Source organism: Brevibacillus ruminantium, from assembly GCF_023746555.1.
GTDB lineage: Bacteria > Bacillota > Bacilli > Brevibacillales > Brevibacillaceae > Brevibacillus > Brevibacillus ruminantium.
In genome coordinates this window covers 2,456,102-2,470,393 of the sequence record NZ_CP098755.1, presented here as the reverse complement: position 1 = coordinate 2,470,393, position 14,292 = coordinate 2,456,102, and the positions used below count along the sequence as shown (strand labels likewise).

The window sequence follows — 14,292 nt, the reverse complement described above, 5'->3', positions numbered from 1 at the left end:
ACCTCTCCCCTATGCTCGTGCTTTGATGAGCTCTTCCGCGATTTGTACTGTATTCCAAGCAGCACCCTTGAGCAGGTTGTCAGAAACAATCCACATGTGCAGGCCTCTTTGGTGATACAGGTCCCGACGCAAACGTCCTACAAACACATCCAGTTTCCCGGTTGCATCTGTTGCCAATGGATAGCGCTGTTGTTCCGGTTCATCAACCAGAACGATGCCCGGCGCCTTTTCCAGGAGAGCTTTCACTTCTGCCAGATCGAATTCTTCTTTTAATTCTACATAGACTGCTTCACTATGTCCGTAGACAACTGGGATTCGCACACATGTAGCTGAAACGGCTACACTGTCATCCCCGAAGATTTTCTTCGTTTCATTGATCATTTTCATCTCTTCATACGTAAACCCGTTTTCTGTAAAGACATCAATTTGCGGAATCGCATTAAATGCAATTTGATGATGAACAGGCAATTTTCCGACGGGGAGCACTTTGCAATCAGGCTCTTTGCCGTCCAGCACATCGCGGGACTGGGTCAACAGCTCTTGAATGGCGGATGCTCCAGCTCCAGATACTGCCTGATAGGTGGACACAATAATCCGATCTATCCCGTAGCGATCATACAGGGGTTTCAAAGCGGCTACCATTTGAATTGTCGAGCAATTCGGGTTAGCAATAATACCCTTGTGGGCGAGTGCGGCATCCATATTAACTTCCGGTACAACCAGCGGTACTTCCGGGTCCATCCGGAAAGCGCTGGTGTTGTCGATGACAACGGCCCCATGACGAACGGCATGGTGAGCCAGATCCTTGCTGATTGCCCCGCCTGCGCTAAACAGGGCATAATCTACTCCTGCAAAGCTGTCCGGTGTCGCTTCCTCCAGAACGATATCCTGTCCGCGAAACTTGACGGTTTTGCCTGCCGAACGACTGGAAGCAAGCAGCTTCAACTGCTTAATTGGAAAATTCCGCTCCTCTAAAATCCTGATCATTTGCTGCCCGACTGCGCCGGTTGCACCGACCACAGCAACGTTGTAGGTCAGTTGGTTCGCCATCTTCTACTCTCCTCCTAATCGCGATCAAACGGTACTGTTTTTAGTATTGATATCTTTCTATTAACAAGGGTTGCAATTGTCGGCTTTCTAACGCGGCTTCACACGTCTCCAAAATCAAGTCCATACGAGCGACAAGCGAGGTTGGTTTTTTATCCGGCGCATCCTGACCAAAAGGCACAAAGTAGATGTTTTTGGCTGCCAGCAGCTTTGCAATATTCGCTGCATTCAGACCCAAACCGTCATTGGTAGAGATCGCGACGACAACAGGTCTTTGGTTCCGCATTGTGGCTTTGGCTGCCATCAGAACGGGACTGTCCGTGATCGCATTGGCCAGCCGACTGGTGGAATTGCCTGTGCAGGGAGCGATGACCATCACATCCAGAAGCTTTGACGGCCCCAATGGCTCCGCTTCCGGAATCGTGGTGATCAGATTTTCTCCTGTGATCTCCCTGAGCTGCTGCTGCCACCCCTCGGAAGTTCCAAAACGGGTATCCGTCGTCATAATCGTGCCTGTGACGATCGGAATCACGCGTGCGCCAGCATCTACCAGCCGCTTGATTTCAGGCATTGTCTCTTCAAACGTACAATGTGAGCCGGTAAGTCCAAACCCGATAGTTTTTCCCTGAAGTTTACTCATGCTGATTCCCCCTGGTCTTCGATTGCTCCCCGATTAGACGCGACAAGGTATGAGCTAAGATTTGTCCGGCTGTTTTGGGTGCGACGATACCAGGTAATCCGGGTGCCAGTAATGCTTTGATGCCACGTCTCTCGGCATAACGAAAGTCTGTTCCTCCTGGCTTGGAAGCCAAATCAAGAATAAATGCGGTCTGTGGCATCTGGGCGATCACTTCCGCTGTCAGAACGAGCTGTGGGACCGTATTAAAGACAAAATCGGCATTGAAAACCTGCTGCTTTAGTTCGCTCATATGAAAGGGCTGAAGCCCCATTTCAAAAATACGTGCTAAGTGTTCCTGACGTCTAGCTCCCACACGAACCTTTGCTCCCAAGGAGTGAAGTGCACGCGCCATGGACATGCCTGTCCGTCCCAATCCAAGTACAATCGAGTTTGAACCGTGAATGGTAATATCTGTATGCTGGATAGCCATCATCAACGCTCCCTCCACGGTAGGGATGGAGTTATATATGGCTACATCATCACGATCCAAGAGCTCCATCAGCTCGATTTTCTGGGCAGACAACAATTTCACTAGGTAGGACTTTGCCATCCCCGTGTAAACGACACAATGCTTGGGCAGACTTGCTACGTGCTCTTCCAAAAGCTGTGGGGGGTTCGAGCAGAAGATACTCTCGACATAACCGTGATCATCCGACCCGACGATAGGGAGGATCAAAGCATCAACGTCTTTCAACACATCGCATGTTAATGGTCTTTTCGTTGCCCCGGTGAAGATGCTCTCCAGGTTGTCGAAGCCAATCAACGTGACACTGGCGTCCAGTTGGATGCATCTCTTGACCACTTCCAATTGCCGTGCGTCACCGCCGATAAAGGCAACATGTTTGCCCGTTAGCATGCTGCGTTCCCCTTTCCACACATTTTACGCATTAAACGATCGAAACGCAAAGGTTTTCCGTGTGAAAAGCTAACGGAAGCGTTACGGTCTACCCCATCCTATTCGATTATCACGGGTGTTGTGACATTAGGCGCCTATTTTCCTGTACTTTGTGACTGCTGTTGGTTTACATGAATGATGACCATGTCGGCTCCAATCTTGACAATGGCTTCCCACGGTATAACCAAGTCTTCCCGCTTTTTTCCAAACCCGAAAAAGCTTCCTCCTGGAACGATGATGGCATTGATTTGACCCGTTTCGGTGTTGATTTCCAAATCGGAGTCGCCGATTACACCCAGCCGCTCCCCATTATCCAATCCGATAATCTCTTTTCCGCTCATTTCACTAAGCCGCATGTACCTCTCCCCTTTTCCCCGGAAACCAGGCTCGTCATCACGTCCATTTCTACTTGTATACGAAAAAAAACCCGGCCTATGCCGGATTTTTTCTGACAGAAAGGAACTTGTCGTTACAGGAGGATATCGCTTTTGACGTTTTCCGGAAATCCTTCCAGTGGGCTGACCATAGCCATCGCCATTTTTGAGCGGAACAACTGCTGCGCTACAGCAAGCACTGAATCATGAGTGACCCGATCAATTTTGGCAACGATCTCGTCCAAAGTTAAATGGCGGCCGAGCAGCAATTCATTTTTGCCCAATCGGCTCATCCGGCTGTTGGTGCTTTCCAGACTAAGCATGAGGCTGCCTTTCAGTTGTTCCTTGCCTTTGTTCAGCTCCTTATCGGTAATACCGTGGTCTGCAACATCGCGCAGGACATGGGCTACGATATCAAATACTTGGCCCACCTGTTCGGGAGCTGTCCCGGTATACACGGTGAAGGTTCCCGCTTCCTTGAACGAGGAATGATAGGAATAGACGGAGTAGGCCAGACCTCTTTCTTCGCGAATCTCTTGAAATAGACGGGAGCTCATGCTGCCGCCAAGTATGTTGTTGAGCAGGATGAGCGAGTACGTTTCCTCATGGCCCACCTGAAAGCCCGGAAGAGAGATACAGAGATGCGCCTGCTCCGTTGCTTTGTGATGAGCGATCGTATGGGCTCGAAATGCTGGCGCTTTGATCTCAGGCAGAACCGACCGGCGATCCAGTGCAGAGAAACGGCGCTTGATTTCTTCGATCAATGCATCATCAAAATTGCCAGCTACCGTGATGACGGTATTGGTCGGCAGATAATGACCGTCGATATAGTGAAGCAAATCTTGGCGTGAAAGGGAGCGCAGCACCTCTTCCGTTCCGAGAATGGAAGAGCCCAGTGAATGGTCACCGTAGCATGCGCGAGCGATCAAGTCATGCACCAGATCATCCGGTGTATCCTCGTACATGCTGATTTCCTCGATTACAACGTTCTTTTCCTTTTCCAGCTCTTCGCTGTCAAAGACGGAGTTGAAGTACATATCCGCCAAAATCTCCAAGGCGATCGGGGCGTGCTGATCCAGAATCCGGGCGTAATAGCACGTATATTCCTTGGAGGTGAAGGCGTTTACATTCCCTCCAATTTCATCGAAGGTCTCGGCTATCTCCTTGGCTGACCGGCTTGTCGTTCCTTTAAAGAACATGTGCTCCAAGAAATGGGAGATTCCATTATCTCTCTCTGTTTCGAACTTGGACCCCGTACCAACCCATACCCCCAATGCTACGGAACGTACAGATGGGATTTTTTCTGTAATGATCCTGAGTCCGTTCTCACATGTATGTCTTTGTATCACGTAAACCCTCCTCGGTTACAATCCATCTCACTATAGCCTTCTCTTTTGCCTATAAACAAGTTTTACTATAACAAAATTCCCCTATTCCCACAACAAAAGGGGTGTTATTTCACCCGCTTGCTAGAAATCACCTCAGAGACCGTAGCCGGGGACAGTCCCTTTGCTTTTGCTTCCTGAATCATAGTATCTAATCCCTCAGCACTTGGTGCCGTCGGATGCATCAAAACCAAGACACCGTTGCCCATTTTTGCTCGCACGCGCTTCAGCATGTCATACACAGGCGGCTTTTTCCAATCCACCGTATCCGCCGTCCAGAGAATCGTCTTCATGTGAAATTCATTTTTGGCGATGTCAACCACCGTCTGGTTAAAGGAGCCGGACGGTGGTGCAAACAGATCAGGCTTGATGCCCGTCGCTTGCTGGATGACCGCTTGTGTCTTTTGGATTTCTTGTCTGATTCGCTCGGGTCCGAGATTGGCCATATCGGGGTGAGAGTATGCGTGGTTTCCCAGCTCATGCCCGCGATCCGCGATTTTTTTCGCCAGCTCCGGGTATCGTTTCACCCAGGACCCATCCAGAAAAAACGTCGTTTTCACGCCGTGTTTGTCCAGTGTATCGAGAATCGGGTCCAGGTACTCATTTCCCCATGCGACATTGACCATAAAAGAGACCGCCGGTTTTTCCGGATTGCCCCGATAAATCGGATGGGAGCCTAATTGTTCCAGAGAAATGGCCGGAGGCACTTCCTGGACAACCAATGAGCGCTTGTCAGGAATCGTGGCAGCTTTCAGCTTCTTGATGGATGCTTCCACGTCTACAGCCAGTCCGTTGTAACCGGGCACAGCACGCCAAACGTGATCGATTCGTGCATCGATCGGTGCCTTTTCAATCTCCTGCTTCCACCGTTCAATCTGCTTCCGAAGCTGCTCGTCCTGTTTGTTCTCCCCCGTTTGTACGACAGCGACGGATTTCTCGGCCGCCGGGCGATTTGCTGTGATTGTCTGTAGTTTTACAGCCTCTATGTATTGGTTTATGGGGCGATTATTCATCAGAATCGCGAGCAAAACGGCGCAGCCCATCGTAAACAGAATCCTTTTTTTCACTGTGTTACTCATTGCGTTGCCCCTCCTTCTATCCGAACCGTACAAGTCCTTCTTTGTCCAATGTATGTCGGATGGATAAAAGATAGAAGGCAAAAGAAAAAGCTTCCGTACGCGAAGAGTCCTTCGAGTGACGAAGCCTTTTGCTTATCATTATTCTGCTTTAACTGCGGCGTCCTTCGCTGCCTGCTGTTCCTTAAGGACGGCTTTGCGGGACAGGTTGATGCGGCCTTGATCATCGATTTCCGTTACTTTTACCATGATCTTGTCGCCAACGGACACGACATCTTCCGTCTTCGCCACACGCTCCTCAGCGAGCTGGGAAATATGGCAAAGTCCTTCCTTGCCTGCGAAGAGCTCCACAAATGCGCCGTATTTTTCTACCCGTTTTACGGTACCCAGATAGGTTTGACCCAGGGCAACCTCACGCACCAGATCTTCGATAATCTGTTTCGCCCGGAGGTTCGCTTCGTGATCAACTGACGCGATGAAGATGCGGCCGTCTTGTTCGATATCGATTTTGACTCCGGTTTCGTCGATGATCTTGTTGATGATGCGGCCTTGTGGTCCGATAACATCGCGAATCTTGTCCGGATTGATTTGCATGGTGAGAATCTTTGGTGCGTATGGAGACAGCGTGGAACGCGGTTCGGAAATCGTGCTGAGCATATGCTTGAGGATAGTCAAGCGACCCTCTCTCGCCTGTTCCAGCGCCTGTTCCAGAATTTCGCGGTTAATCCCGGCGATTTTGATATCCATCTGAATCGCGGTAACGCCAGCTTCCGTCCCGGCAACCTTGAAGTCCATATCGCCCAGGTGGTCTTCCATGCCCTGAATATCAGTCAGAATGGAGAATGTCTCCCCGTCCTCTCCCATAATCAGTCCCATGGCAATACCGGCAACAGGGGCTTTGATCGGCACACCGGCATCCATCAAGGCAAGTACGCTTGCGCAGATCGAAGCCTGTGATGTAGAGCCGTTGGATTCGATTACTTCGGATACCAATCGAATCGTATACGGAAATTCTGTTTCAGACGGAATAATGGGTTCGATGGCACGCTCGCCCAATGCACCATGACCGATTTCACGACGGCCCGGCGGACGCAGCGGTCTTGCTTCCCCGACACTGTATGGCGGGAAGTTGTAGTGATGCATGAAGCGCTTGGTTTCTTCCAGACCGAGTCCATCGAGAATCTGTACATCACCCAGGGCACCCAGTGTGCAGACGCTGAGGGCTTGTGTCTGACCACGAGTAAACAGACCGGAACCATGCGTCCTTGGCAATACATGAGTCTCGCTGGACAACGGGCGAATTTCGCTTAAAGCCCGTCCATCCGGGCGGATCTTATCGTGTGTAATCAAGCGGCGCACTTCTTCTTTGACGATGTTTCCAAGCACTTCATCGATCGCGCGCTCCTGCTCAGCATATGCTGCCGGATCGGCTTCTGCAAAATGCTGCCTAGTCTCTGCCTTGATTGCATCGATGGCATCATAGCGAGCTTGCTTTTCTTCGATGCGAATCGCTTCTTTCAGGCGTGCTTCTGCGTAATCACGAACAGCCTGATTGACCTTCGCATCCACTTCATGGAGCACCACTGCCATTTTTTCCTTGCCGATTTCTGCGACGATCTGGTCTTGGAACACTACCAATTGCTTGATCACATCATGACCGGTCATGATGGCTTCCAGCATGACAGCTTCAGGCACTTGGTTGGCACCTGCTTCCACCATGTTGATTGCATCACGGGTACCAGCGACAACCAGGTGGATGTCACTTCTTTCCATCTGCTGAACAGTTGGATTTACGACGAGATTCCCGTCAACACGGCCGACGATCACACCGGCAATCGGTCCCGCAAACGGAATTTCGGAGACACATAAAGCGGCCGAGGTTCCGATCATGGCAGCGATTTCCGGAGAGCAGTCCTGATCTACGGAAAGCACGGTGTTTACCACCTGTACATCATTGCGGAATCCTTCGGGAAAAAGCGGACGGATGGGACGGTCAATCAAACGGCTGGCCAAGATCGCTTTCTCACTTGGACGTCCTTCCCGCTTGATAAAGCCTCCGGGGATTTTACCTACAGCGTAGAGGCGCTCCTCATAGTTGACAGTCAAGGGGAAGAAATCAATTGGCTTCGCTTCCTTAGATACCGTCACGGCTGAAAGGATTGCCGTATCGCCGTACCGAACCAGGACCGAACCTTGCGCCTGCTTTGCCATCTTGCCAAATTCCAGCGTCAGTTTGCGGCCTGCCAGTTCAAACTCATATGTACGGAATTGTTGCTCCATGTTGCTAGCAGTCCTCCTTTGCATCATTGTGCACGTACACAATCATTTTCTCTGCCTATGTATTATTTCCTGCCAGTCGGAAAATTAAATGGGTAGCTTCGACAGGAGTTTTAGATAATAGAAAAAGCGGGATGAACCCGCTTTTCCTCCGAATACAAACTAGCGACGCAGACCAAGACGATTGATCAGTTCGCGATAACGCGGAACATCCAGCTCACGCAGATAGCCCAACAGGTTACGGCGTTGACCTACCATTTTCAGCAGGCCGCGACGGCTGTGGTGGTCTTTCTTGTGCGTACGCAAATGCCCATTCAGGTTGTTAATGTTTTCTGTCAGGATAGCAATCTGAACCTCTGGAGAACCGGTGTCATTTTCATGAATGCGGTACTCTTGAATCAGTTGAGACTTACGTTCTTGAGACAATGCCATCTTGACTCACCTCCTCATTTATATCCCCATCAGCCTAGTTTGCCGTCGGTGAGAATCGGACAACCAAGCAGTGGGTTGTGTGTACAACGTTATGAATTATAGCACAGTGCCCGAGCAAAAGCAAAGAGATTATGGAAGTTACGCCGTGCCCTCTGCAAATTTCCGTTTGGCCACCTGCACATCTTTTTGAATCTGGGCAATCAGGGCTTCTACTCCGGAGAACTTTTGCTCATCACGGATGAAGAACAGAAGCTCAACATCTACTTCCTTCCCGTAAATTTCACGCGCAAAATCAAAAATATGCACTTCCAATGACTTTTCTTTCTTCTCCAATTCAAAGGTCGGCTTGATCCCGACGTTCATTACGCCCTGATAAACCTCCCCCTCAACGTTTATCCGAACACCATAAACCCCGTTTTTTCCAATCAAAAACGGGCTTGTGACACGTACATTGGCTGTGGGAAAGCCAATCGTCCGCCCCCGTTTATCACCGTGGACAACCTCTCCTGTGATTTTGTAGGAACGCCCCAGAAGATGCCGCGTCTGCTCCACATCACCATGATGCAGGTATTCGCGTATGACCGTACTGCTCACTTTTTCCCCTAAACGATTCACGGGGCCGATCACATCGACTCCGTACCTCCCCCGGCTGAGCTCCTGCAACGTCTGCGCTGTACCCATACCGCGATAACCGAAAGTATAGTCAAAGCCGACAACTACATGACGGCATTCGAGCGGCAGCAGACACTCCTCGATAAAGTCCTCAGGATAAACCGCAGCAAACGAGATGTCAAACCGGACGATGTACGTCAGATCGACACCCATCTTCTCCAGCTGCTCCAGCTTTTCCGGCAACGGGGTGAGGTACTGGGTATAGCCTGTCTGTCCCAGCACTTCACGGGGGTGGGGATCAAAAGTCATGACGGCACTCTTCCAGCCATTTGCCTTTGCGGTGTCAATCGCTTTTTGAATCACTCGCCGATGACCGATATGTACACCATCAAAATACCCCAGTGCAATCGCGCAGGGGACCGTATCCAGATCTTTGGGTAAAGGGTATGTCAACGAAATTTTTTTCACGGTTACACCTCGGGTGAAAAGACTTTTTCAGCCTTCGCAAAAAGGCCCTTGGGCCCTTGGCAGACACGATGGATGCCCAGAAGCTGATTTCCTGAAAACAGGCAGATCAGGGAACCGGCTTCAGCCTGCAAGCCCGGAAGTGCGGTTGTCAGTCCGTTCAGTACCGCTTTTTTTCGATCAGGAGCGATCTCGTACCTGGGCAAAAAGGAAAGCGCCTGCGCTATGGGAATCACCTGATCACTCAAGTCTTCCTCTGCACGGTGCATCGCTTCCAGCTTTTCCAGGGAGATCGCCTGCTCCTCCAAAAACGGACCGCTCTTGACACGCCGCAACTGCTTCATATGGGCAGGATACCCCAGAGTGCGTCCCAGGTCAACACATAAGGTGCGGACATACGTTCCTTTTGAGCAAGTGCATGAAAAAGCAATATCCAAATAATCTCCATCCACGGAAATACCGTGAAAATCGATCTGATAGATCGTCACGGCCCGAGCAGCCCGCTCGATGACAATTCCTTCACGCGCCAGGTCATACAGGCGCTTCCCCTGCACCTTTACGGCAGAATACATAGGCGGGACTTGTTCAATATCCCCCGTAAACTGGTCAAAGGCAGAGAGAATTTTCGCTTCGCTGATGTCATCCGTTTCTACATTTTTCTTCTCGACCACTTCTCCAGAAGCGTCTTCTGTCGTTGTCGCCGTCCCCAAGCGCATGATCACCTCATAACGCTTGGGCAAATCCTGCAGGTATTCCACCAGACGGGTCGCGTTCCCGATGCATATCGGCAATACGCCTGTGACATCGGGGTCAAGCGTACCCGTGTGTCCTACTTTTTTCGTCCCGAATATGCGGCGTATGCGTGCCACACAATCATGGGACGTCATGCCCGCTGGTTTGTCGATGACAATAACGCCATGCGTAATGCTCATCCTCGCTCACTCCCGATTGCTTCCCCGACCAGAGACAAAACCTGTTTGCGAACCGTATCAATCGGTCCCTTCACTGTACAGCCGGCAGCCTTGGCATGCCCGCCGCCGCCCAGCTTTTGGGCTACTTCTGCCACATTAACGTAGCTGCGGGAGCGGAGACTGACTTTAAACACGTCGGTATCTGCTTCAACAAAAGATATGCCAACCTCGACTCCCTCGATGTTGCGGCAGTAGTTGACCAACCCGCCTGCATCCTCACGGTTTGCTCCGGCTTCGGCCAAGTCCTGTCTGCTCACCGCCACAGAAGCAACCAGTTTCTGATGGGTCAGCTCCAGACTGGCCAACGCTCGCCGCAACACTTGTACATGCCCGAGCGTAATGACTTCCAAACAGCGCTCCGCCACATCGCCGGGGTTCACCCCAAAAGTAAGCAGGCGAGCCGCGCTCTCCATCACGTGGGGAGTGGTATTGGAATAGCGAAACCCGCCCGTATCCGTCAGCAAACCCGTATAGAGGCAGAGAGCCAAATCGGGTTGCAACAAAAACTCGGCTGTCGCTGCCAGGTCGTACAGGATTTCTGCGGTGGCGGCTGCTTCCGTGCGAATCACGTTCAGTGTGCCAAAGCCGTCATTGGTGGGGTGATGATCAATATTTAACAGCTGGACGTCAGGTGCAAACAGATGTTCCACTTTTCCCATCCGGGAACGATCGGCACAATCAACAGCAATCACCGCTGAAAAGATTTCCTCCAGCGGTGATACCGATAGGTTGAGGATCTGGCTGCTGCCTGGCAAAAACGAGAATTTTTCCGGAGTTTCACCCTCGTTTATGACCACAAAGGATTTGCCCAGATCTTTCAGCATTTGAGCTACGGCTAGCGCCGATCCTGTCGCATCTCCGTCAGGGTTGACATGAGACAGTACGAGGTATCGGTCATGGGCTCTCATGAAAGCAGCCGCTTCCTCCAGGGAACGTTTGTAATTACTCATCCTGCTGTGCCCCTTTTTCTCCATCCGTGGAGATTTCACGCAGGATGGTTTCAATTTTGCTGCCGTAGTCAATGGATTCATCCAGTTTAAATACAAAATCCGGGATATGACGCAGCTTTACCCGTTTACCAATCTCTGTTCGGAGGTATCCTTTTGCTTTTTGCAGTCCAGCAAGCGAATCTTTTCGCTGTTCGTCACTGCCAAAAATGCTGACGTATACCTTTGCGAGCTGCAAATCACTGGTTACTTCTACATCTGTTACCGTTACAAAGCCGATACGCGGGTCTTTCAATCCGCGTTGAAGCAGCATGCTCAGCTCTTTTTTAATCTCCTCGCCAACCCGGCTCATCCGTGTCTTGTTCATGTCGATCACCTCCGCGGTCATTAATCGTAGTATTCCGTTTCCGTATGGATCAACTCCACCCCTGGGTGGCTCTCCACCATACGTATCATCGCTTGCATCTGATTATGCAAAAAGGACATTTCATTGGCAACGGCAGCGATACCAATTTCGGCACGCTGCCATTGTTCCAAATAGGCCAATTCGGCCGCGGAGACCGAAAAACGACTCCGCAGTTTTCCCAGAATGCTTTTCACGATGGCCCGTTTCTCTTTCAAATTTTGGCAGGCAGGCAGAAACAGTTGAATCCGCGCACCCGCTATCATTATTGCTTCACTTCTTCCATGACAAAGGCTTCGATCACGTCGCCGACCTTGATGTCATTGTAGCGTTCCAGGGTAAGACCGCACTCGTAGCCGGCTGCTACTTCTTTGGCGTCGTCCTTAAAGCGCTTTAACGTATCCAGCTTTCCTTCATAGATCACGACGCCCTCGCGAATCAGACGAGCGCCTGCATCACGAGTCAGTTTGCCTTCGGTTACATAGCAACCCGCGATATTGCCCACTTTGGAGACTTTAAATACTTCGCGAATTTCGGCTTGACCGATGATGGCTTCCTTGAATACAGGGTCGAGCATGCCTTTCAATGCTTGCTCAATTTCCTCGATGACCGTGTAAATCACACGGTGGAGACGAATGTCGATGCTTTCTTGCTCAGCCATGCTGCGAGCGTTTGGTTCAGGGCGTACGTTAAACCCGATCACAATCGCATTGGATGCATTCGCCAGAGTAATATCGGATTCGGTGATCGCTCCGACACCTGTGTGGATAATTTTGACGCGTGTTCCGTTGACGTCAATCTTCTCCAAAGAACCGCGAAGTGCTTCCACAGACCCTTGAACGTCTGCTTTTACGATCAAGTTCAGCTCTTTGATGTCGCCCTCCTGGATGTGCTGGAACAAATCGTCCAGGGAGACACGAGTATTGGCGCGACGCTCGGATTCACGCTGCTTCGATGCACGGGATTCCCCGATGGTACGCGCTTTTTTCTCATCTTCAAAGACCATAAACTGATCGCCGGCCTGCGGCACATCGTTCAGACCTGTAATTTCCACCGGCGTGGAAGGACCCGCTTCCTTCAGTCGACGCCCTTTGTCATTGACCATGGCCCGAACACGTCCATAAGCGGAACCGACAACAATCGGATCTCCTACTTTGAGCATACCGTGCTGTACGAGAACCGTAGCGACAGGACCGCGTCCTTTATCCAGCTCTGCCTCTACAACCGTACCACGTGCCCGTTTGTTCGGATTTGCTTTTAATTCCTGTACCTCGGAGACCAGCAAAATGTATTCCAGGAGCTCTTCGATACCCTGACGCTGTTTTGCAGAAATCGGGGAGAAAATCGTATCGCCGCCCCATTCCTCTGCGACCAGTTCGTATTCGGTCAACTCTTGCTTGATCCGATCGATGTTGGCTTCTGGTTTATCCACCTTGTTGACCGCGACAATAATCGGAACCTTGGCTGCCTTCGCATGGCTGATCGCTTCCACCGTTTGCGGCTTTACGCCGTCGTCTGCGGCCACGACCAGAATGGTGATGTCCGTAATCTGTGCACCACGAGCACGCATTGTGGTAAACGCTGCGTGACCAGGTGTATCCAGGAAGGTGATCTTCTTGCCTTTGATTTCAACCTGATACGCACCAATATGTTGTGTGATTCCGCCTGCTTCACCGGAGGCAACGTTGGCAGAACGAATCGCGTCCAAAAGTGTGGTTTTTCCGTGGTCTACGTGACCCATGATCGTTACGACAGGAGGACGTTCCATCAGATCAGCTGGATTGTCCACTTCTTCGATGGTTTCGAAGTTGGTTTCGTCGATGACGATCTTTTCTTCTACTTCTACATTGTATTCCGTACAGATCAATTCAATGGCATCGCGGTCAAGGTCTTGGTTAATCGTGGCCATGATGCCCAAATTAAACAATTTTTTGATGATTTCCGCCGGTTCCTTGCGAAGCTTTTTCGCCAGTTCGCCTACAGTCAAAGACTCTGTAAACGTAATCTTTGCCGGCGGTTCCATGACTGGACGCTGTGGCTGGTGATCACGATGTCCGCCGCGACGATTGTCCTGGCGTCTGTTTCCACCTTTAAACGGCTGGTTTTTCTTGTTGTCCTCAAATGTTTTCTTTTGACCTGGACCTTTTTTGATTTTCTCTCGTTTTTCCAGGTTGACTTTGTTGGGCACATTTACTTTTTCATCAAAATCCTCGCCCACGCGATTATCCACTTTTTCATTAACCGACGGCTCTTGCTGATTGACTGGTTTGCGATCTTGCGGCTTGGCTGGTTGACTTCTCATATCGTTTGGTTTTCTCTCCTGATTCTTCCCCTGATTTTTTCCGTGATGCGGACGTGACTGTTCGGACCGCTGTCCTCCTGGTCGATTGCCCTGCGGATTGCCGGGACGCTCATTCCTGCGCTGAGCCTGCCCCTGTTGCTGTTGGGATTGCCCTGTGCGTGCTGGCTGTGTCTTGGACTCATCCCGTTTCTTTTCTTCTTTTCTCATAGGTTGTGCTTCCCTCTGTCCAGCAGAACGCGGATGCTCTTGCTTGGCGCCTGCTGAACGCAATTTGGCCAGATGATCTTCTATTTTCTTGACCATCTGTTCGTCCATGATACTCATATGATTTGCTACTTCTATATCTAATCTCTTTAGCAAATTGAGGATTTCCTTGCTGCTCATGCTGTGCTGCTTCGCATATTCATACACTCGTGTCTTCATGAGA

Annotated in this window: 14 protein-coding genes; all 14 read right to left on the bottom strand. The window is 50.6% G+C overall.

What is annotated here, in order from left to right:
- Positions 1 to 9: 9 nt before the first annotated feature.
- The gene (locus NDK47_RS12175) at positions 10 to 1,050 is read right to left on the bottom strand and encodes an aspartate-semialdehyde dehydrogenase (protein ID WP_251875201.1); all 1,041 of its coding nucleotides are present in this window, start codon (positions 1,048 to 1,050) and stop codon (positions 10 to 12) included.
- 40 nt (positions 1,051 to 1,090) lie between these two features.
- The gene (locus tag NDK47_RS12170) at positions 1,091 to 1,687 is read right to left on the bottom strand and encodes a dipicolinate synthase subunit B (protein ID WP_251875199.1); all 597 of its coding nucleotides are present in this window, start codon (positions 1,685 to 1,687) and stop codon (positions 1,091 to 1,093) included.
- Positions 1,680 to 2,582: a dipicolinate synthase subunit DpsA gene (gene dpsA / locus NDK47_RS12165; protein WP_251875197.1), complete on the bottom strand. Its 903-nt coding sequence runs from the start codon at positions 2,580 to 2,582 to the stop codon at positions 1,680 to 1,682. The genes NDK47_RS12170 and dpsA overlap by 8 nt, the downstream gene beginning before the upstream one ends.
- Positions 2,583 to 2,716: 134 nt before the next feature.
- Entirely contained in the window at positions 2,717 to 2,977 is a 261-nt protein-coding gene (locus NDK47_RS12160; RefSeq protein ID WP_251875195.1) for a YlmC/YmxH family sporulation protein, read from the bottom strand.
- Between the two features lie 113 nt (positions 2,978 to 3,090).
- Positions 3,091 to 4,344, bottom strand: a complete 1,254-nt coding sequence (locus NDK47_RS12155) for a M16 family metallopeptidase (RefSeq protein WP_251875193.1) — start codon at positions 4,342 to 4,344, stop codon at positions 3,091 to 3,093.
- A gap of 104 nt (positions 4,345 to 4,448) precedes the next feature.
- A complete protein-coding gene (locus NDK47_RS12150; RefSeq protein WP_251875192.1) occupies positions 4,449 to 5,459 on the bottom strand; it encodes a polysaccharide deacetylase family protein in 1,011 nt (336 codons plus the stop codon).
- A gap of 138 nt (positions 5,460 to 5,597) precedes the next feature.
- Complete coding sequence (pnp, locus tag NDK47_RS12145; protein ID WP_251875190.1) at positions 5,598 to 7,736, bottom strand: polyribonucleotide nucleotidyltransferase; 2,139 nt, start codon at positions 7,734 to 7,736, stop codon at positions 5,598 to 5,600.
- Positions 7,737 to 7,895: 159 nt separating this feature from the next.
- Positions 7,896 to 8,165 carry a 30S ribosomal protein S15 gene (gene rpsO / locus NDK47_RS12140; RefSeq protein ID WP_251875188.1) on the bottom strand — a complete coding sequence of 90 codons (270 nt, stop codon included), beginning with the start codon at positions 8,163 to 8,165 and terminating at the stop codon, positions 7,896 to 7,898.
- 138 nt (positions 8,166 to 8,303) lie between these two features.
- On the bottom strand, positions 8,304 to 9,245 hold the full coding sequence (locus NDK47_RS12135) for a bifunctional riboflavin kinase/FAD synthetase (RefSeq protein ID WP_251875186.1): 942 nt from the start codon (positions 9,243 to 9,245) through the stop codon (positions 8,304 to 8,306).
- A gap of 2 nt (positions 9,246 to 9,247) precedes the next feature.
- The gene (gene truB, locus NDK47_RS12130) at positions 9,248 to 10,174 is read right to left on the bottom strand and encodes a tRNA pseudouridine(55) synthase TruB (RefSeq protein WP_251875184.1); all 927 of its coding nucleotides are present in this window, start codon (positions 10,172 to 10,174) and stop codon (positions 9,248 to 9,250) included.
- On the bottom strand, positions 10,171 to 11,163 hold the full coding sequence (locus tag NDK47_RS12125; protein ID WP_251875182.1) for a DHH family phosphoesterase: 993 nt from the start codon (positions 11,161 to 11,163) through the stop codon (positions 10,171 to 10,173). Before NDK47_RS12125 ends, truB begins: the two co-directional genes overlap by 4 nt.
- Entirely contained in the window at positions 11,156 to 11,527 is a 372-nt protein-coding gene (rbfA, locus tag NDK47_RS12120; RefSeq protein ID WP_251875180.1) for a 30S ribosome-binding factor RbfA, read from the bottom strand. Before rbfA ends, NDK47_RS12125 begins: the two co-directional genes overlap by 8 nt.
- 20 nt (positions 11,528 to 11,547) lie before the next feature.
- Positions 11,548 to 11,829, bottom strand: a complete 282-nt coding sequence (locus NDK47_RS12115) for a DUF503 domain-containing protein (protein ID WP_251875178.1) — start codon at positions 11,827 to 11,829, stop codon at positions 11,548 to 11,550.
- On the bottom strand, positions 11,829 to 14,288 hold the full coding sequence (infB, locus tag NDK47_RS12110; protein ID WP_251875176.1) for a translation initiation factor IF-2: 2,460 nt from the start codon (positions 14,286 to 14,288) through the stop codon (positions 11,829 to 11,831). The genes NDK47_RS12115 and infB overlap by 1 nt, the downstream gene beginning before the upstream one ends.
- Between the last annotated feature and the right edge of the window lie 4 nt (positions 14,289 to 14,292).